The organism is Kitasatospora sp. NPDC002040, assembly GCF_040296785.1.
In the GTDB taxonomy this organism is placed as follows: Bacteria; Actinomycetota; Actinomycetes; order Streptomycetales; family Streptomycetaceae; genus Kitasatospora.
On sequence record NZ_JBEOXV010000001.1, the window covers coordinates 843,218 to 868,285 of the forward strand.

Sequence of the window (25,068 nt, forward strand, 5' to 3'; positions counted from 1 at the left end):
CCCCCAGGCCCCCTCAGACCAGATGAACACCTTTCGACTTACGAAAGAGGGCTTGACGACCAGTGCTTGACGTCAACTTCTTCGACGAGCTCCGCATCGGCCTCGCGACCGCCGACGACATCCGCCAGTGGTCCCACGGCGAGGTCAAGAAGCCGGAGACCATCAACTACCGCACCCTGAAGCCGGAAAAGGACGGGCTCTTCTGCGAGAAGATCTTCGGCCCCACCCGGGACTGGGAGTGCTACTGCGGCAAGTACAAGCGCGTCCGCTTCAAGGGCATCATCTGCGAGCGCTGCGGCGTCGAGGTCACTCGCGCCAAGGTGCGTCGTGAGCGGATGGGCCACATCGAGCTGGCCGCGCCGGTCACCCACATCTGGTACTTCAAGGGTGTGCCCAGCCGCCTCGGCTACCTGCTCGACCTGGCGCCGAAGGACCTCGAGAAGGTCATCTACTTCGCCGCCTACATGATCACCTGGGTGGACGACGAGCGTCGCCAGCGCGACCTCCCGTCCCTGGAGGCGCATGTCTCGGTCGAGCGGCAGCAGATCGAGAACCGCCGCGACTCCGACCTCGAGGCCCGGGCCAAGAAGGCCGAGACCGACCTGGCCGAGCTCGAGGCCGAGGGCGCCAAGGCCGACGTGCGCCGCAAGGTGCGCGAGGGTGCCGAGCGCGAGATGAAGCAGCTGCGCGACCGTGCGCAGCGCGAGCTGGACCGTCTGGACGAGGTCTGGGCCCGCTTCAAGAACCTCAAGGTCCAGGACCTCGAGGGCGACGAGCTGCTCTACCGCGAGCTGCGCGACCGCTTCGGCACGTACTTCTCCGGCTCGATGGGCGCCGCGGCGCTCAAGGACCGCCTGGAGACGTTCGACCTGGCCGAGGAGTCCGAGCGGCTGCGCGAGATCATCCGCACCGGCAAGGGCCAGAAGAAGACCCGTGCGCTCAAGCGCCTCAAGGTCGTCTCCGCCTTCCTGCAGACCACCAACAAGCCCAACGGCATGGTGCTGGACTGCGTCCCGGTCATCCCGCCGGACCTGCGTCCGATGGTGCAGCTGGACGGTGGCCGCTTCGCGACCTCCGACCTGAACGACCTGTACCGCCGCGTGATCAACCGCAACAACCGCCTGAAGCGCCTGCTCGACCTCGGTGCCCCCGAGATCATCGTGAACAACGAGAAGCGGATGCTCCAGGAGGCGGTCGACGCCCTCTTCGACAACGGCCGTCGCGGTCGCCCGGTCACGGGCCCCGGCAACCGTCCGCTGAAGTCCCTCAGCGACATGCTGAAGGGCAAGCAGGGTCGTTTCCGTCAGAACCTGCTCGGCAAGCGAGTCGACTACTCGGCCCGTTCGGTCATCGTCGTCGGCCCGCAGCTCAAGCTGCACCAGTGCGGTCTGCCGAAGGCCATGGCGCTGGAGCTCTTCAAGCCGTTCGTGATGAAGCGCCTGGTGGACCTGAACCACGCGCAGAACATCAAGTCGGCGAAGCGCATGGTCGAGCGCGCCCGCCCGGTCGTCTGGGACGTCCTCGAAGAGGTCATCGCCGAGCACCCGGTGCTGCTGAACCGTGCACCCACCCTGCACCGCCTCGGCATCCAGGCCTTCGAGCCCCAGCTGGTCGAGGGCAAGGCCATCCAGATCCACCCGCTCGTCTGTACCGCGTTCAACGCGGACTTCGACGGTGACCAGATGGCCGTCCACCTGCCGCTCTCCGCGGAGGCGCAGGCCGAGGCCCGCATCCTGATGCTGTCCTCGAACAACATCCTGAAGCCGGCCGACGGTCGCCCCGTCACCATGCCGACCCAGGACATGGTGCTCGGTCTCTTCTTCCTGACCTCGGACCGGGAGAAGGTGAAGGGCGGTGGCCGTTCCTTCACCTCCGCGGCCGAGGCCGTGATGGCGTTCGACGCCAAGGAGATCGACGTCCAGGCCGTGATCGACATCCGCCTGCCGATCGGCACCGTCCCGCCCCGTGGCTGGACCCCGCCGGTCGACGAGGACGGTCAGTCGACCTGGTTCGAGGGCGAGTCCTTCCGCCTGCGGACGACCCTGGGCCGCGCGCTCTTCAACGAGCTGCTGCCCGAGGACTACCCGTTCGTCGACTACGAGGTGGGCAAGAAGCAGCTCTCCGCGATCGTCAACGACCTGGCCGAGCGCTACCCCAAGGTCGTCGTGGCGGCGACCCTGGACAACCTGAAGGCGGCCGGTTTCCACTGGGCCACCCGCTCGGGTGTCACCGTGTCGATCTCCGACGTCGTGGTGCCGCCGAACAAGCCGCAGATCCTCGAGGGCTACGAGGCCCAGGCCGAGAAGGTGCAGCGTCAGTACGAGCGCGGCCTGATCACCAACGAGGAGCGCAAGAGCGAGCTCATCGGCATCTGGACCCGTGCGACCAACGAGGTCGCCGAGGCGATGAACGCCAACTTCGAGAAGACGAACCCCATCTTCATGATGGTGGACTCGGGCGCTCGAGGAAACATGATGCAGATGCGTCAGATCGCCGGTATGCGTGGTCTGGTGTCGAACGCCAAGAACGAGACGATTCCCCGTCCCATCAAGGCGTCGTTCCGTGAGGGCCTCACCGTCCTCGAGTACTTCATCTCCACCCACGGTGCCCGTAAGGGTCTGGCCGACACCGCGCTGCGTACCGCCGACTCCGGGTACCTGACGCGTCGTCTGGTTGACGTCTCCCAGGACGTCATCATCCGCGAGGAGGACTGCGGTACCGAGCGCGGCCTCAAGCTGGCGATCGGCACGGTCGAGAACGGCGTCCTGCGCAAGACGGACGACGTCGAGACCAGCGTCTACGCCCGCATGCTGGCCGAGGACATCACCGTCGACGGCAAGCTGCTGGCCACGGCCAACACGGACCTCGGCGACGTCCTGATCGACGAGCTGATCCGCCACGGCATCAGCGAGGTCAAGACCCGCTCGATCCTCACCTGCGAGTCGGCGGTCGGCACCTGTGCCTTCTGCTACGGCCGTTCGCTGGCCACCGGCAAGCTGGTCGACATCGGTGAGGCGGTCGGCATCATCGCCGCCCAGTCCATCGGTGAGCCCGGTACCCAGCTGACCATGCGTACCTTCCACACCGGTGGTGTGGCCGGTGACGACATCACGCAGGGTCTGCCCCGTGTCGTCGAGCTCTTCGAGGCCCGTACCCCCAAGGGTGTGGCCCCGGTCTCGGAGGCCCAGGGCCGGGTCCGGATCGAGGACACCGAGAAGACCCGCAAGCTCGTCGTCACCCCCGACGACGGCAGCGACGAGATCGCCTACCCGATCTCCAAGCGCATCAAGCTGCTGGTCTCCGAGGGCGAGGCGGTCGCGGTCGGCCAGAAGCTGACCGCCGGCACGATGAACCCGCACGACGTCCTGCGGATCATGGGTCAGCGCGCCGTCCAGATCCACCTGGTGGCCGAGGTCCAGAAGGTCTACAACTCGCAGGGTGTGTCGATCCACGACAAGCACATCGAGATCATCATCCGGCAGATGCTCCGCCGCGTGACGATCATCGAGTCGGGCGACGCCGAGCTGCTCCCGGGCGAGCTCGTCGAGCGCGGCCGCTTCGAGACCGAGAACCGTCGCGTGGTCTCCGAGGGCGGTCACCCCGCCTCCGGCCGTCCGCAGCTGATGGGTATCACCAAGGCCTCGCTCGCGACCGAGTCCTGGCTGTCGGCCGCCTCCTTCCAGGAGACGACCCGCGTGCTCACCGACGCGGCGATCCACGCCAAGTCGGACCCGCTCCTTGGCCTCAAGGAGAACGTCATCCTCGGTAAGCTCATCCCGGCCGGTACGGGTCTCCCCCGCTACCGCAACATCCGGGTCGAGCCGACCGAGGAGGCCAAGGCCGCGATGTACTCGGCCGTCGGCTACGACGACTACGACCTGTCGCCCTTCAGCGCCGGCTCCGGCCAGGCAGTGCCGCTGGACGACTACGACTACGGCCCGTACACCGGCTGAGTCACGGTCACCTGATCGCAGGGCGGTCACCCCGTACGGGGTGACCGCCCTGCGGCGTTCCTCCCTCCGGCGGGGGAGGGGGCACAACCGCTCCGGGGAGGGATCCGGGCGGGTGGGGTGGGGCGGCAGGCTTCTCACTGTCAGAAGGTGTGCAGCGAGGGGAGTTCGTCGTGAAGCGGGTACTGGCGGGTATCGGGGTTGCGGTGGTCGTGGCGGCCGGGGCCACCGGGTGTGCGGGGCAGGAGGAGCGGGAGGTCGCATACGGGGTGACCGAGGCGGTGCGGACGCTGGTGGTGGACGGCGGGACCGGGGACGTCGAGGTGGTCGGGGAGGGCTCGGAGGTGCGGGTGACCGAGCACCAGTCGTACCGGGGGGCGGCGCCGGCGGCGGAGCACCGGATGGTGGACGGGACGCTGACGCTGTCGTACCGGTGCCCGGGCGACGACTGCGGGGTGAGCTACCAGGTGCGGGTGCCGGCCGGGACGGTGGTGCGGGTGAAGGCGGGGACCGGCAGCGTGCGGCTGGTCGGGCTGACCGGCGAGGTGGCGGCGTCGGCCGGGACGGGCGGGATCCGGGCGGAGCGGCTGGGCTCGGCGAAGGTCGAGCTCACCGCCGGGACGGGTGACGTGAAGGCCGGGTTCGCGGTGGCGCCGACCGACGTCCGGGTGAAGGCGGGGACGGGCAGTGTGCGGGTGACGGTGCCGAAGGGCGAGGAGTACGCGGTGGAGGCGGCCGCGGGCGTCGGCAGCGTCGATGTCCAGGTCCCGATCCGGACCTTGTCGGAGCGGAAGATCGTGGCCCGGGCGGCGACCGGTGACGTCACGGTCAGTGGTGGCTGAGCGGCCCGGAGTGCGGCATGATCATCTCCACGGGGGTGGGGCCGACGTGGAGATGATGTCGCGGGGGCAGGTCTGGGCAGCGGGCCTGGGCGCACGGGTGCAGGCGCGGTTCGCCAAGGTGGACCCGTACGTGGTGGACGTGCTGCTGGCGCTGGCCGCGCTGGCGGTCTCGCTCTGGACGGTGTGGCACGACGAGCCGTCCTGGTCCTGGTGGGTGTACGCGCTGGCGGCCGCCGGTGCGCTGCCGCTGCCGTGGCGGCGGCAGGCGCCGTTCCGGGTGTTCTGCGTCAGCGGGTTGGCCTCGGGGGTGCTCAGCGTCGGGGCCCACTCGGCGATGCCGCAACTGCCGCTGGGCATGGTGGTGGCGATCTACACCGTGGCGGACCTCGGCCGGGAGTGGCAGCGCTGGCTGGCGCTGAGCTCGGTGGTGGTCGCCAACGTGCTGGGCACCCACTCGGTGAACGGGATGCTGTTCAGCCTGCTCAGCTCGGTCGGACCGTTCGTCTTCGGCTCGCTGGTACGGGAGTTGCGCCGGCTGGCCCGGGTGGAGGCGAGCCGGGCGAACGAGGTGGGCCGCCGGGCGGCGGCCGATGCGGCGCGGGCGGTGGCGGAGGAACGGGCCCGGATCGCCCGCGAGATGCACGACATCCTGGCGCACGCGGTCTCGCTGATGGTGATCCAGGCGGAGGCGGGCCCGGTGGTGGTCCGCAGCGACCCGGACCGGGCGATCCGCACCTTCGACACCATCGCCGACTCCGGCCGGGACGCGATGATCCAACTCCGCCGGGTGCTGGGTGTGTTGAAGGAGCAGGGGGCCGGCCCCGAGCTGGCGCCGCAGCCGACCCTGGCCGAACTCCCGGCGGTGGTCGAGCGGGTGCGCGAGTCCGGGCTGCGGGTGGACCTGACGCTGCAGGAGCACGGCCAGGCCGACGTCCAGGCGGCGGCGTACCGGATCGTGCAGGAGGCGCTCACCAACACGGTGAAGCACTCCGGCGCGGACCGGGCCGTGGTGCGGGTGACGAAGGTGCGGGAGGTGCTGGAGGTCGTGGTCGAGGACGACGGCGCGGGCGTGCCCGTCGCGGTGGCAGGTGTCTGGTCGGGCGGCCGCGGGCTGGTCGGCATCCGGGAGCGGGCCGCCGCCTGTGGCGGCCGGGCCGAGGCAGGTCCCGGCCCCGGTGGTCGGGGCTTCGTGGTCACGGCCACGCTGCCGTTGGGGAGTTGAGAGGGAGCGCATGACGATTCGGGTGGTGGTCGCGGACGACCAGGAGCTGGTGCGGGCCGGGTTCGGGATGATCCTGGACGCGCAGCCGGACATCGAGGTGGTGGCCGAGGCGGCGAACGGCGCCGAGGCGGTCGAGGCGGTGCGCGTGCACGCCCCGGACGTGCTGCTGCTGGACGTCCGGATGCCCGTGATGGACGGCCTGGAGGCGGCCCGCCGGGTCTGTGCCGAGCATCCGGACACCAAGGTGATCATGCTGACCACCTTCGACGTGGACGACTACGTCTACGACGCGCTGTACGCGGGTGCCAGCGGCTTCCTGCTCAAGGACGTCCGCCGGGACGACCTGGCCCACGGGGTCCGGATGGTGGCCTCCGGCGAGGCGCTGCTGGCGCCCTCGGTGACCCGTCGGCTGATCGCCGAGTTCGCCGCCCGCAAGGGCAGCGGCCCGCAGTCGGTCCGGGCACCGTCCCGACTGCTGGAGCAGCTCACCGGCCGGGAGGCGGAGACCTTGCGGCTGCTGGCCCGGGGGCACTCCAACGCCGAGATCGCGGCCGAGCTGGTGGTCAGCGAGCACACCGTGAAGACGCACGTCTCCAACGTGCTGGCCAAGCTCCAACTCCGGGACCGGGTGCACGCGGTGGTGTTCGCGTACGAGTCCGGCGCGGTGGTGGCCGGCGAGGAGTGACCCCCTAGGGTCTGCCCCCGAGAGGTCCCTTCCCCCGTACGGGGGAGTGGACCTTTTCGCCGGTACGGGCGATCCGGGGGAGGGGTGGGCGGAGCAGGATTCAGGCATCGAACCGAACTGCTCCGAAAGGGACTTGAGATGAAGACGTACCAGCCTGCCCTGGCCGCCCCGCTGCTGGTCGGCCTCTACGGCGCGATCCGGCTGCTGCCCGGCAGCAAGGAGCCGGAGGCGGGTTGGCTGCTCGGGCACGCGGCCCTGCTGGCCGGGCTGCTGCTGTTCGTCCCGGTGCTGCTGGAGCTGCGCCGCCGGGTCGCCTCCCGCCTGCTGAGCACGGTCGCCCTGACGGTGGCCGGTACCGGTCTCGCGGCCTCGGTGGGGCAGACGCTGATCGACCTCTGGGTGGGTGCGGTGGCGGTGGACAAGGCCGACCAGCGGCGGCTGTTCGGGGAGGTCCAGGACGTGCCGGGGGTGCTGCCGGTCTTCTACACGGTGCTGCCGACGCTGTTCTACCTCGGCCTGCTGGTGCTGCTGTTCGCGGCGGTCCGCCGGATTCCGGTCTGGAGCCCGCTGCTGGTGCTGGTGGCCACGGTGATGATGGCGATGGACCTGGACCTGATGACGCCCGGCGCGCTGCTGTTCGCCCTGGCGCTGCGGCCGCTGACCGGGTCGGCGGGTGTGCCCGGACGGCCGGTCACGGCCTGAGCGGAGGCCGGGCCCCGGCCGCGAGCAGGGCCGCCGCGAGGTCGGCGGCGAGTTCGGGGAGGCGCTCCGGCGGGGCGGGAGCCCGGGCGACGGTGACGGCGGGGGTGCCCGGCGCCGGGACGGGCGCGTAGCCCGCCTGCCGCAGGGCGGCCAGGGTGGTGGCGGCGTCCTAGGCGGAGGTCAGCACGGTGGGCGCGATCCGGACCAGGCCCAGGCCGGACAGCGCCCGGACGCGGGTGAGTTCGAGCAGCAGGGCCTCGTCGTCCGAGCGCAGCACACAGCCGACCCCGGCCACGGTGATCCGGCCGTGGGTACGGGCGGTGTCCTCGACCAGGTACTCCAGCGGCTGCGGCAGTTCGCCCGCCGTACGCAGGCGGCGCAGCAGCTCGGCGGCGTCCAGCCCGGTGTCGAGGGCGCGGCGGACGCCGGCGGGGGTGAAGCGCCAGACGGTGGCGTGGCCGTCCGACTCCCGGTCGGCGGTCAGGTCCAGCAGCCCGGCCAGTTCGGCGGTGGGCGGTCCGGCGACCACGGCGGTCAGGTCGGCCTGGAACCGTGCGGCACCGACCTGCCGGGGCATCAGCCCGGCCAGGGTGCCGGCCAACCGCTCGGTGGGCGGAAGCGCCGGGAAGCAGTGCGCCGCCCCGGTGTCCAGCAGCTCGCGTACGGCGCGTCCCACGGGGGTGGGCGCACCGTGCGCGGTCACCCCGAGCAGCTCGGCCTCGGCCAGCGTGGCTTCGGCGGCGGTGGCCTCCGCGGCGGGGCCGAGTGGGCGGTGCCAGGCCGCGGCGGCGAGCAGCGAGTCCAGCGGCGGGCGGCCGTGGCCGGGCGGCAGCCGGTCCAGCGCGGACAGCAGGGCCTGCCGCAGCGGTACGGCGGTCGGGTCGTTCGGGGTGGAGAGGACGGTTCTGGCGGTGCTGAACACCGCCGGGGTGACCGCCCAGGCGGCCAGCAGCGGGGCCGACCGCTCGGCGGGTGCGGCGGCGGCCCACGCGTCGTACCGGGCGGTGGGCAGCAGTCGGAACGGTGGCGGGGACGGGGCGAGCAGCCCGGCGTTGGCGGCCAGGTCGAGCCAGAACGCGGTCTGCTGCTCCGTCAGCCCGGCGGCCCCGGAGAGCTGCCGGACGTCCCGGGCCACGAGGCCGCCGCTCCCCCGGCGGAGCGCCGGGGGAGTGGTGGCGGTCGCACGGAGCAGGAGCTCCACCCGGGTGGCGGCCTCGGCGACGGCCGCCCGGTCCGCACCGGCGGCGTACGGGGGCAGCACGGTGGCCGGGAGCGTGGGCGGGTCCGGCGTGAACTCCCCCGATCGGTACGGGGGTTGCTGGTGCACCGCAGCCGGGACGGTGAGCTGGTCGCCGTGCGGGGGCAGCAGCAGGGCCCGCTCGGCCAGCCCGTCCAGCAGCGGCTCGGCCGCCTCGCCCAGCAGGGCCAGCAGGGCGGCCCGGGGCACCGCCCGGTCGGCCGGGTCGAGCGGTGCCGCGGTGGCGCCGCCCAGCCGCCGACCGGCGAACCCGGCCGGGGCGGTGGCGACGGGAGCGGGGGCGGGGCCGTGCCGCTGCTCCGCCAGCACGGCCACGGCGGACAGCACTTGGAGCTCGGCCAGGTTCAGCGTGGTCAGGGCGAGCCGGACGGACGGACTGCCGAGCAGGAAGGCCGCCAGCCGGGCCGGTTCGGCCAGCCCGGGCACGCCCGCGTACGGCAGCTGCCGTCGCTCCAGCAGGACGGTCAGCTGTTCGACGGTCCGGCCGCTCAGCCAACGGGTCAGGTGCTCGGCGCTGCTCACCGCCCCACCGTACGGGAATCCGGTGGCCCGTCCGCAGCGCGAGCCGTACCGTCGGTCGGCATGAACGCCAAGCGACCGCTGATCGCCGTACTCACCGGGGCCGGGGTGTCCACCGACTCGGGCATCCCCGACTACCGGGGCCCGAAGGGGCTGTGGCAGCGCGACCCGAGCGCGCAGGAACTGGTCACCATCGGCCCGTACCTGGCCGATCCGGACGTCCGCCGCCGGGCCTGGCTGATGCGCCGGGACGCCGGGGCCCTGGCCGCCGAGCCGAACGCCGCGCACCACGCCCTGGTCGAGCTGGAGCGGGCCGGGTTCCCGGTCCGGGTGCTGACCCAGAACGTGGACGGGCTGCACCAGGCGGCCGGCCAGTCGCCCCGCAAGGTGCTCGAACTGCACGGCACCGCCCGGCTGGTGGAGTGCGTGCGGTGCCACCGCCGGACCGCGATGAGCGCTGCGCTGGCCCGGGTCGAGGCCGGCGAGCCGGACCCGCCGTGCTCGGACTGCGGGGCCGTGCTCAAGCCCGCGACGGTGATGTTCGGCGAGCAGCTCGACCCGGCGGTGATCTGGGAGGCCGAGGCGATCGCGAAGGCCTGCGAGCTCTTCGTCGCCGTCGGCACCAGCCTCCAGGTGCACCCGGCGGCGGGGCTGGTCGACGTCGCGGTCCAGCACGGCGCCCGACTGATCGTCATGAACGGCGAGCCGACCCCGTACGACCCGCTCGCGGCCGAGGTGATCCGGGAGCCGATCGGCACCGCCCTGCCCGCGCTGGTGGGGCGGCTGCTGGCCGGTTGACCGGGTGCGTACGATGGCGCTCCCGACGAGCTGGGAGTGGACGATGACCGAGTACGACCCGTGGTCGGCGGAGTTCGTGGCGCATCCGTACGGAGCGTACGAGCGACTGCGGCGGGAGGCGCCGGTCAGCTTCCACGAGCCGACCGGGCAGTGGCTGGTGGCCCGGCACGCGGATGTCAGTGCGCTGCTGCGGGACCGTCGGCTGGGGCGCACCTACACCCACCGGTTCAGCCACCAGGAGTTCGGGCGGCCCGAGCCCGACCCGGCGTACGAGGCGTTCCACACCCTGAACGAGCACGGGCTGCTCGACCTGGAGGGCGCCGACCACGGGCGGATCCGGCGGCTGGTGTCGAAGGCGTTCACGCCCCGGATGGTCGAGGAGCTGCGCCCGACGGTGGCCCGGCTGGCCGGGGAGCTGGTGGACCGGCTGGTGCAGGACGGCGGCGGTGACCTGGTCACCGCCGTGGCCGAGCCGCTGCCGGTCGCGGTGATCGCCGAGATGCTCGGCGTACCGGCGGCGGACCGGGGGCTGCTGCGCCCCTGGTCCGCCGACATCACGGCGATGTTCGAGCTCGACCCGGCGCCCGAGACGGCCCGGCGGGCGGTCGCGGCCAGTACCGAGTTCTCGGACTACCTGCGGGAGTTGATCCGGCGTCGCCGGGCCGAGCCGGGCACCGACCTGATCAGTGCGCTGGTCCTGGCGGCGGACGGCGACGACGCGCTGACCGAGCAGGAGATGGTCTCCACCTGTGTGCTGCTGCTCAACGCGGGGCACGAGGCGACCGTGAACACCACCGGCAACGGCTGGTGGGCGCTGTTCCGCAACGAGGGCGAACTGGCCCGGCTGCGCGGCTCGGTGGACGCGCTGCTGCCCACCGCGGTCGAGGAGCTGATGCGCTGGGACACCCCGCTGCAGATGTTCGAGCGCTGGGTGCTGGACGACATCGAGGTCGGCGGTGTGACGGTGCCGCGCGGCGCCGAGGTGGCGCTGCTGTTCGGCTCGGCCAACCGCGACCCGGAGCGGTTCGCCGACCCGGACCGCCTCGACCTGGGCCGGGTGGACAACCCGCACATCACCTTCGGCGCCGGTATCCACTTCTGTCTGGGCGCCCCGCTCGCCAGACTGGAGCTCGTCGAGTCGTACGGGGCGCTGCTGCGGCGGGCGCCCGGGCTGCGGCTGGTCCGCGAGCCGAACTGGCGCCCCGGGTACGTGATCCGGGGGCTGGCGGAGCTGGTGGTCGAGGTCTGAGGGGACGGGTCATGAAGCGTGCGACGGGCACACTGCTGGGGTTGGCGATCGGCGACGCGCTGGGGAAGCCGACCGAGTTCCAGGAGTACGACGAGCTGCTCCGGTGGGGTGTGCAGTGGCGCGAACAGCCGCTGCCCAAGCCCGCGTTGGTGACCGATGACACCCAGATGACGCTGGCGCTGGCCCGGGGTCTGCGGACCGCCCAGGAGCGCGGCCCGCTGGCCCCGCTGCGGCTGACCCGCCCGGTCCGGGAGGAGTTCGTGTTCTGGTACTTCGACCCGGAGAACAACCGGGCGCCGGGCATGACCTGTCTGAAGGCCTGTATGCGGCTCAGCAAGGAGGCGACCCGCTGGCAGGACGCCAGCGACGTCGGTTCCAAGGGCTGCGGCGCCAACATGCGGGTGGCCCCGGTCGGCCTGCTGCCGGGGCTGACCGACCGGGCCAGGTCCGGTGCGGCGCAGCTCCAGTCGGCGCTGACCCACGGCCACCCGACCGCACTGGCGGCCAGTGACCTCACCGCGTACACGGTGCGGCTGCTGGTGGACGGCGTCGAGCCGGCCGAACTGCCGGCCCGGCTGCGGGAGTACGCGCTGGCGGCCAGGGCCCGGGGCTACGACGAGCACTGGCTCGGCGACCTGGCCGCGCACGCGCAGGACCCGTCGCCGCGCCACTTCAGCGACCGGGGCTGGGACGAGTGCCTGGTCGAACTCGACCGGCTGGACGCGGCGTTGGCCCGTCCCGAGCCGGAGGCCGACCCCTGCACGGTGACCGGGGCGGGCTGGGTGGCGGAGGAGGCGCTCGGTACCGCGCTGCTGTGCTTCCTGCTGTTCCCCGACGACCCGGTCACGGCGGTGCGGCGCGGTGCGTTCTCCTCCGGCGACTCGGACTCGATCGCCTGCCTGGCCGGTGCCTTCGCGGGTGCCCGGCACGGTGCGGCGGCCTGGCCGGCCGAGTGGGTCGGCCGGATCGAGTACCGGGACGAGCTGCTGGAGCTGGGCGCGCTCTGGGACTGAACGGGCGGGCGCCCGGGGTCCGCCGACCCCGGGCGCCCGGTTGGGTCAGACGGTGTCCTTGAAGGTGGTGCCGGCCGAGCGCAGGGCCGCGATGTTCGCGGCGATCTGGGCCGGGCTGAGCACCTGGTCCTTCACGAAGTAGACGTAGTCGACCTGCTGGTCGTACGAGCGCGGGGTGCTGCTGGTCTGGCCGTTGAGGTCGATCAGCCAGTGGTTGAAGTCGATGAACTGCGGGGTCTCGGGCAGGTACGGCTCGCCGTGGGTGGCGACGATCTGGCCGTCGATCCAGTAGGTGACGTTGGTGTTGTCGATGGTGAACACGAGGTCGTGCCAGCCGTCGTAGGACTGGCGCTGCTGCCCGTGGGCGTTGACCGCGTTCCACGGGTCGGGGTTGTAGGTCTCCCAGGTGGTCTCGTACATGATGTTGCTCTGCTCGCCCCAGCCGCCGTTCGGCAGGTACTCGAAGTCCTGCTCGCCGTAGTCGGGGTCCATCGGGGCGTTCAGCGGGGTGAAGGCGAAGAAGGTCTGGTTGACGTGGTCGCCGTCCGGGCCGCCGGTCGGGGTGTCGTCGAACTTCACCCGGGCCGCGTACGTGCCGTTCCTGAACTTCCGTGCGGTGGTCTGGAGTTCGGTCTCCTTGGTGCCGGCGGCGGTGCCGTCGGTGGTGAGCCGCATGTTCATGATGCCGCTGGCGAAGGTGATGTCCTGCGGGGACCAGGTGGCACCGGGCACGCCCGGGCCGCCCTGGCCGGACTTCACCGTCCAGCCGTGCTGCTGGATCGAACTGTCACTGCTGGTGGCGTAGTTGAAGTCGTCGAACAGCACCGGCGCGTTCGGGTTCGGCGGTGTGGAGGTGGACGGCGACGGGGACGGGGTCGGCGAGGGGCTGGGGGTGTTGCCCGCCGGTGCGGTGCCGAAGACCACCGCGCCGGAGCGCTGGACGGTCACCTTGTCCCAGGTGACGTACGAGGTCTGGCCGCCGCTGAAGGAGTAGTCGTCGGACTGGGTGATGGTCTGCCAGTCCGCGCGGTAGAACCGCAGCTGCATGTCGCCGGTGGACTGCCCCGGGGCGAGCGAGCCGGCCCCGGCGGTGAAGCCGATCTCCAGGTAGCGGTCGGCGGTGGCGGTCGGGTTGGCCAGGGTGCCGAAGGTGCCGGTGATGTTGCCGCAGCCCTTCACCGCCCAGGAGCAGGCGAAGCGGTAGTTCACCGCCGGGCCGTCCGACTTGAAGTAGTAGCGGAGCGTCAGCTCGCTGAGCGGCACCGTGGTGGTGCCGGTGTTGCTGAGCTGGAGCCACGGCTCGACCTGGTCGGCCGTGGCGCCGCTCGCGCTGGTCCGGTACTGGGCGGTGACCGCCTCACCGGCCGCCGAGGCGGTCGGCGTGAGCAGCACGGAGCCGGCCAGGCCGGCGGCGGCGCAGACGGCCAGGGCCGCCCGCAGCCGGGTGTTGGGACGCAGTCGTGCGGACATCGGAGTCCTTTCCTCGTGGGGGGAGTTGCTGCGCGTACGGGCGCGGTGTCGGGGCGCGCCCGGGTCCTGCCCGGTTCCGCGGTCGGAGGCTGCTATGGCCGCCGGAGCGGAACCGCTCACCTCCGGGTCGGGAGGCGGCTCACCTTCCGGCCCTGACCCCGAACGCCGCCAGGCGGCGCTCGTGCCCGGGCAGGGCCGGGAGGAAGTCGGTGGTGTAGCCCGAGGCCGGGTTCCAGGCCCGGTCGGCCAGGGCGGCCAGCCGGGGGAAGGCCAGGTGGTCGAAGGCGTCCTGGGTGGCGATGAACTCGCTCCAGAACTGCGCCTGGGTACCGAGCACCCGGCCCCGTTCGGCCTCGGTCCAGTGGGACGGGGTGGGCTCGTTGGCGTGCACGGTGGCCAGGTCGACCACGACGCCCGCCTGGCCGACCGGCTCGTCCGGGTGGTCGCGCTGGGGGTAGTCCAGGTAGGTGGACCGGTGCGGGGCCATGATCACGTCGTGGCCCCGGCGGGCCGCCGCCAGGCCGTGGTCGCCGTCCCGCCAGGGCATCACGGCGAACTCGGGCGGCAGCGCGGAGGTGCTGTCCTCGGCCCAGCAGACCGGGTTGCGGCCGTTCTCCAGCAGGTACGACCCGACCTGGCCGAGGAACCAGCCGTGCAGCTCCTTCGGCGAGGCGAGCCCGAGTTCGGCGGCCCGGGTCACGGCGGCCGGGCTCTGCTCCCACTCGACGGTCGGGCACTCGTCCCCGCCCAGGTGGACGTAGCGGGACGGGAACAGGTCGGTCACCTCGCCGAGCACGGTGCGGCAGAAGTCGAGCACCGGCTCGTGCACGCCGAGGATGTTCTCGCAGACGCCCCACTCGGTCCAGACGTCCAGCTGCCGGTCGGGCCGGTTGCCCAGCGCGGGGTAGGCGGCCAGCGCGGCCCGGGTGTGGCTGGGCATCCCGATCTCCGGCAGCACGGTCACCCCGCGCACGGCGGCGTACCGGACCAGCTCGGCCAACTCGCCCTTGGTGTAGGCGCCCTGGTGCGGCTGATCGTCGTACTCGGCGGAGCCGGCCTGCCCGACCATGGACCGGGACCGGCGGGAGCCGACCTCGACCAGCCGGGGGTAGGCGTCGACCGGGAACCGCCAGCCCTGGTCGTCGGTGAGGTGCAGGTGCAGCACGTTCAGCTTGTGCAGGGCGAGCAGGTCGACCGCCCGGAGCAGGAACGGCAGCGGCTGGAAGTGCCGGGCCACGTCCAGCAGCGCTCCGCGCCAGCCGTGCCGGGGCGCGTCGGTGATCTCGACGCCGGGCAGCCGCCAGACCGTCCCGGTGACGGGGTGCGGGGAGAGCGCCTCGGGCGGCAGCAGCTGACGCAGCGTCTGGACGCCGTGCCGCAGCCCGGCCGGGGTGGCGGCGGTGAGCCGGACGCCCTCGGGGGTGACGCTCAGGCGGTAGCCCTCGCCGGTGCCGCCGGTGAGGGCCAGCTGCACCGCGCCGTCCCCGGCGAGCGGCAGCGGCAGCCCGGTGGCCGGGGCGAGCAGGGTGCGGAGCAGGGCGGCGGCGGACCCGGCGCCGTCCCCGGCCTGCACGGCGGTGTCCCGGTCCAGGACGAATTCGCCTGCGGTGCGGGTGAGTTCGAGCGGAGTTGGCAGGATCACGAGCGGTCCTCTGTTGGAAGGCGGCCAGGAAGGCGGTCAGCCCTTGACGGCACCGGCGGTCATCCCGGTGGTGACCTTGTTCTGCAGGACCAGGAAGACCAGCAGGACGGGGAGCATGAAGAGCGAGGCGGCGGCCATGGTGGCGCCCCAGTCGGTGCCGAAGACGTTGCCGAAGGAGGAGAGCCAGACCGGCAGGGTGCGGGCGTCCTGGTTCTTGATGATCAGCGTGTTGGCGAAGGCGAACTCGTTCCACGCGGTGATGAAGCCGAACAGCGAGGTGGAGAGCAGACCGGGGGCCAGCAGCGGCAGGGTGATCCGGCGGAACGCGGCCGGCCTGGTGCAGCCGTCCACCAGTGCGGACTCCTCCAACTCGGCCGGTACGGCGGCCAGGAAGCCGCGCAGGGTGACGATGGTGAAGGGCAGCGTGGTCATGAAGTAGACCAGGGTGAGCATGGTGAGGCTGTCCAGCAGGCCGGTGTCCCGGGCGATCACGTACATCGGGATCAGCAGCGCCTCCCAGGGCGCCATCTGGGCGATGAACACCAGCAGGATGAACGAGGTCCGGCCGCGCCAGCGCAGCCGGCCGACCGCGAACACGGCGGGCAGGGCGACCAGCAGCGCGAGCAGGACGGCGCTGAGCGTGACCAGCAGGCTGTTGCGCCAGTAGCCGGCGAATCCGGCCGCCTGGACGGCGGTGCGGAAGTGCTCCAGGGTCGGGTGCAGCGGCAGGAAGGTCGGGGTCTCGGCCTGGATCTCGGTGGCCGGCTTGAAGGCGGTCAGCACCATCCAGTACACCGGGAAGACCGTCACCGCGAGCACGGTCAGCGCCGTCAGGGTCAGCGGCAGCCGGCGGAGTGTTCTCACGGTTGTCCTTCCTGTTCCTGACGGAACATCCGGCGGAGGTTGACCAGCAGGGCGGCGAGCAGGATCAGCACGGTGAGGGTGGCGGCGGCCGAGCCCAGGTCGTACTTGTGCAGCGACTGGGCGACCTGGAAGGCGTACACCGGCAGGGTGGTGGTGGCGCCGTTCGGGCCGCCCTGGGCGACCACCCAGATCTGGGCGAAGCACTTGAAGGTCCAGATCACCTCCAGCGAGGTGACCAGGGCGAACAGCGGCCGCAGCAGCGGGAAGGTGACCAGCCGGAAGGTCTGCCACCGTCCGGCGCCGTCCAGCCGGGCCGACTCGTACAGCTCGGCCGGGACGGTGGTCAGCCCGCCGTACAGGGTGAGCGCGGCGAACGGGACGGACTGCCAGACCACCAGGGTCACCAGGACCCCGAAGGTCGGGCCGCCGTGGGCGAACCAGGCGTACTCCCGGAAGCCGTGCAGCCCCAACTGGTCAAGCATCCAGTTGACCACTCCGTACCGGGACTGGAACAGCCACTGGAAGACCGTGGTCGCCGCGATCACCGGGGTGGCCCAGGTGAGCACCAGGCCGCTGAGCACCGCCAGCCGGAGCCGCTTGCCCAGCCGGACCAGCATCAGGGCGACCAGGGTGCCGATCACCGTGATCAGGACGGTGTTCAGCGCCGTCCAGACCAGGGTGCGGCGGACCACGGCCCAGAACTCCGGGTCGCCGAGCAGCTCGGTGTAGTTCTTCGCCCCGACGAACCCGGCGTTGCCCCGGATGAGTTCGGCCAGCCGGAAGTGCTGGACGGACATCAGCAGGTTGCGCAGCACGGGGTAGAGCAGCAGGTAGGCCGCGCCCAGCAGGGTCGGGGCGACCAGCAGGTAGGGCCAGAAGACGCCCAGCCGGGCGCGGGCGGCGGTCATCCGGCGCTGTTGAGGGCCTTGGTGATCGCCTCGGAGGCCCGGCGCCCGGCGGCGGGGTCGGCTCCGGTGAGCACCTGGGTGAGGAACTGCTTGATCGGGTTGTTGGCCTCGACGGCCGCCCAGTTGGGGGAGTTGGGGGTGGCGTGCCCGTTCACCGCGCCGGCCGCCATCGCCGCCGCGCCCTCGTTGCCGCTCAGCACGCCGGCCAGCGAGGTGCGGTTGGGGACGTAGCTCATCTCCTTGGCGATCTCGGTCTGCCACTTCTCCCCGGCCAGCTCCTTGACCACCTGGTAGGCGGCGTCGGCGTGTCTGGACGCCTCGGGCACCACCAGGTCGGAGCCGCCGGTGAAGACCGCACCCGGCTTGTCGGCGGTCTTGCCGGGGATCGGGAAGAAGCCCAGCTTGTCCTTGAGCGCCGGGTTGGCCTTCAGGATCGCGCCCGCCCCGCCGGGGGTGGAGATCACCTGCGCGGTCTTGCCCTGGGCGACCACCTCGGCCTGCAGCGGCTTGCCCTCGTCGGAGTCCTTCGGGCCGTGGCCGAGCGCCTGCAGCTTGCGGTAGAAGGCGACCGCGGCGGCGGCCTGCGGGGTGTCCAGCGCGCCCTGCCACTTGCCGTCCGAGCCCTTGACGGCGAGGTCGCCGCCCTCGTCCCAGAGGAAGCCGGACAGGGCGAACCAGTTCTGCCCGGGGAGGTAGATCCCTTCGTTGCCACCGGTGTTGAGCTTCTCGGTGGCGGCGATCCACTCGTCCCTGGTCTTCGGCGGGGCGGTGATCCCGGCCTGGGCGAACAGGTCCTTGCGGTAGATCACCACCCGGTTCGCGGCGTACCAGGGGATGCCGTACTGCTTGCCGTCGACCTTGCCGGGCTCGGCCAGGCCGGGGATCCAGTCGCCGCCCTTGAGTTCGGCGGTCTTCGCGGAGAGGTCGCGGACCCCGCCGCCGGCCGCGTACTGGGCGACCTGGGTGTTGCCGACCTCGATCACGTCGGGGGCGTCCTTGCTGGCCAGGGCGCTGGTGATCTTCTGGCCGATGCCGTCCCACTCCTGGATCTGGATCTTCAGGGTGATGCCGGGGTGGGTGGCCTCGAAGTCGGCCTCGAAGCGCTGGACCAGGCCGTCGGTCAGGCTGTCGCGCATGATCCAGACGGTCAGTTCGGTCGGTCCGGCGGCCGCGGGGGAGCCGGAGGAGGAGCAGCCGGCTGCGGTCAGCAGGGTGAGGGCAGCCAGGGAGAGGGGGAGCAGACGGGAGCGCATGGGGGTTTGCCACCTCGGTGCGATGTTTTACCAGTTGGGCCAGTGGTAAGAGAAGGTGGCATAGACCAGTTGAGTCGTCAATACCCTTGTGCTGACCGGAACATGGTGGAAACGCCGGGGCGGCATGGCGACAAGATCCAGGACCGGCTAGGCTCAGGTGGTCAGATTCGGTGAACTGGTCAGGGAGAACGGGATGGCGGAGGCGGCGGGCCCGGCGTTCAAGCGCATCCGGGTACGGGAGTACCTGCGGGACCTGGTGGAGGGCTGCGCGGCCGGCGACCCGATCCCCTCCGAGCGCGTACTCTGCGAACAACTCAGCGTCTCCCGGCCCACCTTGAGGGCCGCCGTGGACGAACTGGTCAGCACCGGGCTGATCGTCCGGGAGCACGGCCGGGGCATGTTCGTCGCCCCCGCGAAGATCACCCAGGAGCTGACCGCCGCCCCCGAGGAGCACGCCTTCACCGCACCCCGGGCCGACGGCTCCTGGGCCGGGCGGGTGCTGGAGTTCTCGGTGCTCAGGGCCGGCGCCCGGGTCGGCCGGCGGCTGCACCTCTCACCGACCGCCGAGATCGCCTACATCGCCCGGCTGCGCCTGGTCGACGGCGAGCCGATGGCGATCGAGTACCTGCACGTCCCGGCCGAGCTGGTACCCGGTCTCGCGCCCGCCGACATGGAGAGCGGCGACTTCTACGAGCTGCTCAGGGAGCGCCACGGCGTCCGGGTGCACCAGGCCGTCCAGTCGATCGAGCCCACCGTGGTCAGCGAGAAGGAGGCCCAGCTGCTCGGCGTCCCGCCCTTCTCGCCCGCCCTGCACTTCGAGCGCCTCACCACCGACCACGACGGCCGCCCGGTCGAGTACGTCCACTCGCTCTACCGGGGCGACCGCTACCGCATCCTGTCCCGGATCACCCTCGGCGAGGCCGCCCCGCCGCCGGCCGGCGCCGACGACCGCCACCACCCCGGCATCCCGCCCGGCGACCTGGCCACCCCGCGCAGCAGCCACACCCTCACCACCGGCGACGTGCAGCGGTTCTAGGCGCGGTGCCCGGCGAGCGCGTCCGCCATCTGCGTGATCAGCTCGCGGCCCTCGACCGCCGCGAGCCAGTCGGCGGGCAGCGCCGCCGCGCCGTACAGCGCGCCGACCAGGTTGCCGCAGACCGCGCCGGTCGAGTCGCTGTCGCCCGAGTGGTTGACCGAGAGCAGCAGCGCGGCCCGGGCGTCGGCGCCGGCCAGCGCGCAGTAGACGGCGATGGCCAGGCACTCCTCGGCGATCCAGCCGAGCCCGACCCGCTCCACCGCCTCCGCCGACGGCGGGCCCTCGGCGGCGATCCGCACCGCCCGGTCCAGCGCCTCGACGGTCTCGGCCGCGTTCGGGTGCTGCGCCAGCACCTCGACCGTCCGGGCCAGCGCCGCGGGGAGCCCCAGGCCGGACAGCACCAGGTCGACCAGCGCCGCGAAGGCACCTGCGGCGAGCTGGCCGGTCGGGTGACCGTGGGTCAGCTGGGCGCACTGGGCGGCCAGTTCGAAGGCGGGCCCGGGCCCGAGGCCGAGCAGGCCGAACGGGGCCGAGCGCATCACCGTGCCGCAGCCCTTGGAGTGCCCGTTCACCGGCCCGACCGCACCGGTGGCCACCGGCGGCACGAACTCGCGGTGGTCCTCCAGCCCGCTCAGGCAGGCGTTGCCGGGGGCCCGGCGGGCGTACAGGAAGGCGTGCGCCAGCAGCGGCGAGGCGGGGGCGGGGCCCGGGCCCTGCCGGCGCTGGGTCAGCAGCCAGTGCTGGTACGAGCGGTGCAGGTCGGCCGGGGTGCCGCCGGCCAGCAGCCCCTCGACGGTGAACAGGGTCATCTGGGTGTCGTCGGTGATGTCCCCGGCCCGGTCGCCGGGCCGTTCGGCGGCCCGCAGGCCGGACACCCCCTGCGGGCCGTGGTCCTCCAGAATCCGCTCCAGCCGGTGGAACTCCACCGGCCAGCCCAGTGCGTCGCCCAGGGCGCCGCCGAGCAGGGAACCTTGCACACGGTCGGTACGGGAAATGGTCACCGGGCGACGCTAGTGCACCCGCCCGGTCCGCGTCAGCGGGTGATCGCCCCGGTGCCCTGGTGGAGCGCCGCGCGGTCGGCGGCCGCGCGCCCCTGGTGCCAGCCGTCGGCGTTGCTGATCCGGACGCGCTGGGAGGTGAGCTTGGGGAACATGTCGGTGAGGGTCTGGTCGACCGCCTGCTCGCGGGCGGCGAGGGCGGGCAGCAGGCGCTCGTCCGGGGTGAGCTGCTCGCTGCTGCCGTCCGGGTTGAGGTGGCGGCCGGCGGCGGCGTCGGTGGTGGCCTGCTCGGTCGCGGCGGTGAGCCGTTCCCGGATCCGGGCGGCGTACGCGATCAGGAAGGACTGCCGGAACGACTTGGTGCGGGCGGCGCCGTCACGGTGGTGCTTGCTGCCCGCCCGGTGCATGGTGGCGGTCGCCTGGACCAGCAGCGAGGTGTAGAGCAGCTCGACCGCGTCCAGGTCGGAGTCGAAGCCGATGATGGTGCAGAAGCCGAACTCCTTGGCCCAGACCGTCCGGCAGCGGTTGGCGCTCGCCACCGCGTCGAGCAGCATCGCCTTCGGGCTCTCGTACGGGTTGTCCACCCCGATCCGCAGTGCGCCGGGGGTGTCCCGGGAGGGCTGACCGATCGTCAGCAGGGCCTCGTCGATCGAGTGCTGGGTGATCAGCTGCTGGGCCTTGGCGGTGAGCGCCTCGGCCTCCTCGGGGTACTCGGTGGACTCGGCCTTGTTGAGCAGCGCGCGGATCCGCGACAGCATCCGGGGCTCGCCGGGCCGCGGGCCGTTCGACCGCTGGACGCCCGGCCGACCGGGGGCCGGGCCGACCGGGGTGATCGGGGGCAGCAGCGCCCAGACCCGGTTCAGCTCCAGCGCGGCGGTGGCCAGCGCGAAGCGGTCCAGCCGTTGCCGGGTGGCGAACTCGGCCAGGTACGCGTCGTCGCCGGGCCACCAGACGTCGGCGCCGAGCTCGCGCAGCTGGTCGTGCCAGCGCCGGTCCAGCGCGGCGGTCGGGTGGCGCCGGTTCTCGGCGGCGATCAGGTCGACGGCCAGCGCCTGGTGGACCGGGCCGAGCTCGCGCCGGACGATCCGGGCCAGGTCGGCGGGGCGCCAGCCGATGGCCCAGGCGCGGGTGACGGTCCGCTCGGCGCAGGCCACCAGGGCCCGGCTGACCTCCGGCCAGGCGGCGGCCGCGAGCATCGAGGCGGCGGTGTCGAGCGCGAGGTCCAGGGTGTCGGGGGAGGCGGCGACGACCTGGGTGGCGGCCTGGGCGACCAGGGCTTCGGCGGCGGACGGCTGGGCCACGGGGTATCGCCTCGAGAAGTTAGGGGGTGAACTGGCAATGATGCCCGAGCCCGGGACGGTCCGGGCCCGGGCATCCGGGTTCAGCGCTCGGTCAGGTCACCGTTCGATCGCCGTGGCCAGGATCTCCGGCAGCCGTTCGAGCAGCCGGGCCGCGGCCAGCCTGGTGCCGAGCAGGGCCACCAGGACGCCGTACCCGAGGCCGGCCGGCAGCAGCACCCAGCCCGGCAGGGCGAGCAGCAGCAGCGCCAGCGGCGCCGTGACCAGCAGCACACCGATCATCGAGCCGAAGGTGTTCAGCAGCACCACCCCGCTCTGGCCCGGAGCGGCGTTGCGCATCGGGCTGGAGTCGGCCGGCATTGCGTACGGCGCCAGCACGCTGAGCAGCGCGCCGAGGCCGACCCCGCTGCCGAGGGCGGCGTAGGTGAGCCCCAGGGCGGGGGCGAGCTGGTCCCACTGGCCGGTGGCGGCGGCCAGCACCAGGCCGAGCAGGGTGCTGAGCGGGACGGCGTAGCCGAGCACGGCGTAGGCCCGGCCGCGCACCTCGTCCCGGGCGTCGGCAGGGGTGGCCAGCGTGCTGGAGACCATCCAGAACGCGGAGCCGTCCATGCCGAACAGGTTGACCATCTGCAGCCCGAGCATCAGCCCGGCCATCACCACCACGTACACGGTGGCCCAGTCCTGGACGATCGAGAGCACGCAGATCACCAGGGTCATGCCGATGCTGGTGAACACGGCCGCCTTGGCTCGCGGCTCGCGCCAGGCGTACCGGAGGTGACGCTGCATCACGGCGCCGATCCGGCCGTCCGGGAAGAGGTTCCGGGAGGACCGGGCGACCGACTTGGTGGTGATCAGGGTGGACGAGTCCGCGGTCACCATCAGGTCCTGCAGGCTCCGCTGCCACCAGCGCAGCAGCAGGAGCAGCAGGGCGCCGGTGGCGGCCAGCTGGAGCAGCGCCAGCGGGACCGAGTCCCCGGCGGTGCGGGCCGCGTCCAGGGCGCTGACCGGGGGGATCCAGCGCAGCACCGAGGCGAACGGCTGCAGCGGCGAGAGGTCGAGGCCCCCGCTCTCACCCGCCCGGCCGAAGATGCTCTGCGAGGCCAGGTTGCCGACCTGCGCCAGGATCGCGAAGAGCAGGCCGCCGAAGATGGCGAAGTCCTTGCCCCGGCGGCTGGAGAGCAGCTTGGCGTTCCCGGCGGCCACCGCGCGGGAGAGCGTGACCAGGCAGACCAGGGTCAGCGGCACCCCGAGCACGGCGAACGGGACCGACACCGCCCCCGCGGCGGCGGCGGTCACGGCACCGGACAGCAGCACCAGCGCGATCACCGGGCCGGGACCGATCAGCGCGGCCAGCAGGGTGCCGCGCAGCATCGGGGCCGGCCGCAGCGGCAGCATGGTGAGCCGGGTCGGGTCCGAGCTCTCGTCGCTGCTGAACAGGAACAGCGGCAGCGCGGCCCAGCCGATCACCAGCGAGGTGGTGAGCATCACGCTCGCGTCGGCGGCGCCCGCGTGCCCCTGCAGGAAGGCGAAGCCGGTGGCGACGGCGGCGGTGAACAGCAGGCCGACGACCGAGCCGATCAGGTAGACGGCACGCCGGCCCGGGCTGCGGCGCAGCCCGTTGGCGAGCAGCCGCAGCTTGAGCGAGACCAGGGTCCGGACGACCACCCGGTCGGAGGGGACGTTCATCGGGCCTCGCCCAGCCAGTCCAGGCTCTGCCCGTCCTCCTCGCGGACCCCGATCAGGTCGAGGAAGGCGGTGTGCAGCGAGCGGTCGCCCCGGACGGTGTCCAGCGGGCCCTGGGCGATCACCTGGCCCGCGTTTATCACCGCGACCCAGTCGCAGAGCTGCTCGACCAGCTCCATCACGTGGCTGGAGAAGATCACGGTGGAGCCGGCCGCGGCGTACCGCTTGAGCACCCCGCGGATGGTCTGGGCCGAGACCGGGTCGACCCCCTCGAACGGCTCGTCCAGGAAGAGCACGTCCGGGTTGTGCAGCAGCGCGGCGGCCAGGCCGATCTTCTTGCGCATGCCGGTGGAGTAGTCGGCGACCAGCTTGTCCGCGGCGGCGGACAGGTCGAGGACGGTCAGCAGCTCCTCGGCCCGGCGGTCCACCTCGGCACCCGGCAGGCCGCGCAGCCGGCCGTTGTACTGGAGCAGCTCACGGCCGCTCAGCCGCTCGAACATCCGCAGGCCCTCGGGCAGGATGCCGATCCGCGCCTTCACCCCGACCGGGTCGGTCCAGACGTCGGCGCCGTGCACCAGCACGGTGCCCTCGTCGGGCCGGAGCAGGCCGGTGACCATCGAGAGCGTGGTGGTCTTGCCCGCCCCGTTGGGGCCGACCAGGCCGATGAAGGAGCCGGCGGGCAGGTCCAGGGTGAGTCCGGCGACCGCGGCGTGGTCGCCGAAGCGCTTCCACAGGTTGTGGATGCTGACGGCAGGTGTCATGTGGGTACTCCTGTGCTTACGGATGAACCGTCAGCTTTTCAGAGCAGGACCCGCCAGCGGCACCCCGCAGAAGGTGGGCTTGCTCAGCCGATCGGGTGAAGGTGCAACTGCGAAGGTGTGGCGTTCGTCATGCACCATGGGACAGGGAGGTGTACCGGATGAGCATGCAGTCCTGGGGACCGCAGCAGCCGCAGCCGTACAGCGGCCAGTCGGCCATGCGGGCCGGGCACACCGACCGCGAGCGGGCGGTGGACGTGCTCAAGGCGGCGTACGCCGAGGGGCGGCTGTCCGCGGACGAGTACGGGGTCCGGTTCGACGCCGCGCAGCGGGCCAAGACGTACGGTCAGCTGGCCTACCTGGTCTCCGACCTGCCGGTCGGGCCGGTCGTGATGCCGATGGCCGCCCCGGCGTTCGGCGCGCCGATGATGGCGCCCCCGCCGGTGTTCGCGCCCCGGCCGCGCCACAACCCGCTCGCCGTCACCTCGCTGGTGCTGGGCCTGCTCTGCATCCCGAGCTTCGGTCTGTTCGGCATCCCCGCGGTGGTGACCGGTCATGTGGCGAAGAGTCAGCTGTGCCGCAGCGACGAGCAGGGCGACGGGATGGCCGTGGCGGGGCTGGTGCTCGGCTGGCTGTCCGTGGGCGGCTGGGCGCTGCTGATCCTGGCCGGCTTGCTGTTCGGCGGCCACTGAGGTAGGGCGGAAGGGCGTCCACTTCGGGGACCACCTGCGGCGTTGCATTTGTTTTGACCGGCGCCGATGCGCTAGGTACGCTCTGACCTTGTGCCTGGGGTGTCCCCGGGTCCTTGTGCGTGCCAGCAGACCGGCCGCCGTACCGGAGTGGTCACCACTCCGTGAGCGCCGCCGCTGCACATCGGCTCATGGATTCCGCCCTCGAAAGAGGCTCAACACACCCGACCG

20 protein-coding genes are annotated in these 25,068 nt (G+C 72.4%); 10 read left to right on the top strand and 10 right to left on the bottom strand.

Annotated elements, in window-relative coordinates; translation table 11 throughout:
* Positions 1-62: 62 nt before the first annotated feature.
* The 5 genes from ABT118_RS04090 to ABT118_RS04110 all read left to right on the top strand — a co-directional run bounded on the left by ABT118_RS04090 (position 63) and on the right by ABT118_RS04110 (position 7,401).
* Positions 63-3,953 (top strand): DNA-directed RNA polymerase subunit beta', encoded by a 3,891-nt coding sequence (locus tag ABT118_RS04090; RefSeq protein ID WP_350644751.1) that lies wholly within the window; start codon positions 63-65, stop codon positions 3,951-3,953.
* A gap of 170 nt (positions 3,954-4,123) precedes the next feature.
* On the top strand, positions 4,124-4,792 hold the full coding sequence (locus ABT118_RS04095) for a DUF4097 family beta strand repeat-containing protein (RefSeq protein ID WP_350644752.1): 669 nt from the start codon (positions 4,124-4,126) through the stop codon (positions 4,790-4,792).
* Between the two features lie 52 nt (positions 4,793-4,844).
* Positions 4,845-6,014, top strand: a complete 1,170-nt coding sequence (locus ABT118_RS04100) for a sensor histidine kinase (RefSeq protein WP_350645106.1) — start codon at positions 4,845-4,847, stop codon at positions 6,012-6,014.
* A 10-nt stretch (positions 6,015-6,024) separates the two neighbouring features.
* On the top strand, positions 6,025-6,699 hold the full coding sequence (locus ABT118_RS04105) for a response regulator (protein WP_350644753.1): 675 nt from the start codon (positions 6,025-6,027) through the stop codon (positions 6,697-6,699).
* A gap of 138 nt (positions 6,700-6,837) precedes the next feature.
* Positions 6,838-7,401, top strand: coding sequence for a hypothetical protein (locus ABT118_RS04110; protein ID WP_350644754.1), 564 nt, complete (start codon positions 6,838-6,840; stop codon positions 7,399-7,401).
* 169 nt (positions 7,402-7,570) lie between these two features.
* Here the strand turns inward: ABT118_RS04110 and ABT118_RS04115 are convergent, their stop codons facing one another.
* Positions 7,571-9,181, bottom strand: a complete 1,611-nt coding sequence (locus tag ABT118_RS04115; RefSeq protein WP_350644755.1) for a helicase-associated domain-containing protein — start codon at positions 9,179-9,181, stop codon at positions 7,571-7,573.
* Between the two features lie 60 nt (positions 9,182-9,241).
* Between ABT118_RS04115 and ABT118_RS04120 the strand changes: the two genes are divergently transcribed.
* Genes ABT118_RS04120 through ABT118_RS04130 form a run of 3 tightly spaced genes read left to right on the top strand, consistent with a single transcriptional unit; the run spans position 9,242 to position 12,238 of the window.
* Positions 9,242-9,976, top strand: a complete 735-nt coding sequence (locus ABT118_RS04120) for an SIR2 family NAD-dependent protein deacylase (protein WP_350644756.1) — start codon at positions 9,242-9,244, stop codon at positions 9,974-9,976.
* A 13-nt stretch (positions 9,977-9,989) separates the two neighbouring features.
* Positions 9,990-11,225, top strand: coding sequence for a cytochrome P450 (locus ABT118_RS04125; protein WP_350644757.1), 1,236 nt, complete (start codon positions 9,990-9,992; stop codon positions 11,223-11,225).
* A gap of 11 nt (positions 11,226-11,236) precedes the next feature.
* Positions 11,237-12,238, top strand: a complete 1,002-nt coding sequence (locus tag ABT118_RS04130; RefSeq protein ID WP_350644758.1) for an ADP-ribosylglycohydrolase family protein — start codon at positions 11,237-11,239, stop codon at positions 12,236-12,238.
* Positions 12,239-12,283: 45 nt separating this feature from the next.
* Here the strand turns inward: ABT118_RS04130 and ABT118_RS04135 are convergent, their stop codons facing one another.
* The 5 genes from ABT118_RS04135 to ABT118_RS04155 all read right to left on the bottom strand — a co-directional run bounded on the left by ABT118_RS04135 (position 12,284) and on the right by ABT118_RS04155 (position 18,375).
* On the bottom strand, positions 12,284-13,708 hold the full coding sequence (locus tag ABT118_RS04135; RefSeq protein ID WP_350644760.1) for a cellulose binding domain-containing protein: 1,425 nt from the start codon (positions 13,706-13,708) through the stop codon (positions 12,284-12,286).
* A gap of 139 nt (positions 13,709-13,847) precedes the next feature.
* Positions 13,848-15,350, bottom strand: coding sequence for a beta-N-acetylhexosaminidase (locus tag ABT118_RS04140; RefSeq protein ID WP_350644761.1), 1,503 nt, complete (start codon positions 15,348-15,350; stop codon positions 13,848-13,850).
* A gap of 36 nt (positions 15,351-15,386) precedes the next feature.
* Positions 15,387-16,214, bottom strand: a complete 828-nt coding sequence (locus tag ABT118_RS04145) for a carbohydrate ABC transporter permease (protein ID WP_502884461.1) — start codon at positions 16,212-16,214, stop codon at positions 15,387-15,389.
* Entirely contained in the window at positions 16,211-17,122 is a 912-nt protein-coding gene (locus ABT118_RS04150; RefSeq protein ID WP_350644762.1) for a carbohydrate ABC transporter permease, read from the bottom strand. The genes ABT118_RS04145 and ABT118_RS04150 overlap by 4 nt, the downstream gene beginning before the upstream one ends.
* Positions 17,119-18,375 carry an extracellular solute-binding protein gene (locus tag ABT118_RS04155; protein WP_350644763.1) on the bottom strand — a complete coding sequence of 419 codons (1,257 nt, stop codon included), beginning with the start codon at positions 18,373-18,375 and terminating at the stop codon, positions 17,119-17,121. The genes ABT118_RS04150 and ABT118_RS04155 overlap by 4 nt, the downstream gene beginning before the upstream one ends.
* Positions 18,376-18,568: 193 nt before the next feature.
* On the opposite strand from ABT118_RS04155, the gene ABT118_RS04160 reads away from it, so the two are divergent.
* Positions 18,569-19,411: a GntR family transcriptional regulator gene (locus ABT118_RS04160; protein ID WP_350645108.1), complete on the top strand. Its 843-nt coding sequence runs from the start codon at positions 18,569-18,571 to the stop codon at positions 19,409-19,411.
* Here ABT118_RS04160 and ABT118_RS04165 read toward each other — a convergent pair.
* From ABT118_RS04165 to ABT118_RS04180, 4 genes are all read right to left on the bottom strand, one after another.
* Positions 19,408-20,412 (bottom strand): ADP-ribosylglycohydrolase family protein, encoded by a 1,005-nt coding sequence (locus ABT118_RS04165; RefSeq protein WP_350644765.1) that lies wholly within the window; start codon positions 20,410-20,412, stop codon positions 19,408-19,410. The two genes, ABT118_RS04160 and ABT118_RS04165, sit on opposite strands and share 4 nt — an antisense overlap.
* 32 nt (positions 20,413-20,444) lie before the next feature.
* Positions 20,445-21,710: a DUF2786 domain-containing protein gene (locus ABT118_RS04170; protein WP_350644766.1), complete on the bottom strand. Its 1,266-nt coding sequence runs from the start codon at positions 21,708-21,710 to the stop codon at positions 20,445-20,447.
* Positions 21,711-21,806: 96 nt separating this feature from the next.
* Positions 21,807-23,393, bottom strand: coding sequence for a transporter (locus ABT118_RS04175; RefSeq protein ID WP_350644767.1), 1,587 nt, complete (start codon positions 23,391-23,393; stop codon positions 21,807-21,809).
* Positions 23,390-24,151 carry an ABC transporter ATP-binding protein gene (locus ABT118_RS04180; RefSeq protein WP_350644769.1) on the bottom strand — a complete coding sequence of 254 codons (762 nt, stop codon included), beginning with the start codon at positions 24,149-24,151 and terminating at the stop codon, positions 23,390-23,392. The genes ABT118_RS04175 and ABT118_RS04180 overlap by 4 nt, the downstream gene beginning before the upstream one ends.
* Before the next feature lie 158 nt (positions 24,152-24,309).
* On the opposite strand from ABT118_RS04180, the gene ABT118_RS04185 reads away from it, so the two are divergent.
* A complete protein-coding gene (locus tag ABT118_RS04185) occupies positions 24,310-24,840 on the top strand; it encodes a DUF1707 and DUF4190 domain-containing protein (RefSeq protein WP_350644771.1) in 531 nt (176 codons plus the stop codon).
* Positions 24,841-25,068: the final 228 nt, after the last annotated feature.

Bases quoted from the DNA above. Each gene is read 5' to 3' on its own strand.
- ABT118_RS04100 (WP_350645106.1), top strand. From the start codon at position 4,845: ATGATGTCGCGGGGGCAGGTCTGGGCAGCGGGCCTGGGCGCACGGGTG.
- ABT118_RS04135 (WP_350644760.1), bottom strand. From the start codon at position 13,708: ATGTCCGCACGACTGCGTCCCAACACCCGGCTGCGGGCGGCCCTGGCC.
- ABT118_RS04155 (WP_350644763.1), bottom strand. From the start codon at position 18,375: ATGCGCTCCCGTCTGCTCCCCCTCTCCCTGGCTGCCCTCACCCTGCTG.
- ABT118_RS04150 (WP_350644762.1), bottom strand. From the start codon at position 17,122: ATGACCGCCGCCCGCGCCCGGCTGGGCGTCTTCTGGCCCTACCTGCTG.
- ABT118_RS04180 (WP_350644769.1), bottom strand. From the start codon at position 24,151: ATGACACCTGCCGTCAGCATCCACAACCTGTGGAAGCGCTTCGGCGAC.
- ABT118_RS04185 (WP_350644771.1), top strand. From the start codon at position 24,310: ATGAGCATGCAGTCCTGGGGACCGCAGCAGCCGCAGCCGTACAGCGGC.
- ABT118_RS04175 (WP_350644767.1), bottom strand. From the start codon at position 23,393: ATGAACGTCCCCTCCGACCGGGTGGTCGTCCGGACCCTGGTCTCGCTC.
- ABT118_RS04160 (WP_350645108.1), top strand. From the start codon at position 18,569: ATGGCGGAGGCGGCGGGCCCGGCGTTCAAGCGCATCCGGGTACGGGAG.
- ABT118_RS04105 (WP_350644753.1), top strand. From the start codon at position 6,025: ATGACGATTCGGGTGGTGGTCGCGGACGACCAGGAGCTGGTGCGGGCC.
- ABT118_RS04130 (WP_350644758.1), top strand. From the start codon at position 11,237: ATGAAGCGTGCGACGGGCACACTGCTGGGGTTGGCGATCGGCGACGCG.
- ABT118_RS04120 (WP_350644756.1), top strand. From the start codon at position 9,242: ATGAACGCCAAGCGACCGCTGATCGCCGTACTCACCGGGGCCGGGGTG.
- ABT118_RS04110 (WP_350644754.1), top strand. From the start codon at position 6,838: ATGAAGACGTACCAGCCTGCCCTGGCCGCCCCGCTGCTGGTCGGCCTC.
- ABT118_RS04125 (WP_350644757.1), top strand. From the start codon at position 9,990: ATGGCGCTCCCGACGAGCTGGGAGTGGACGATGACCGAGTACGACCCG.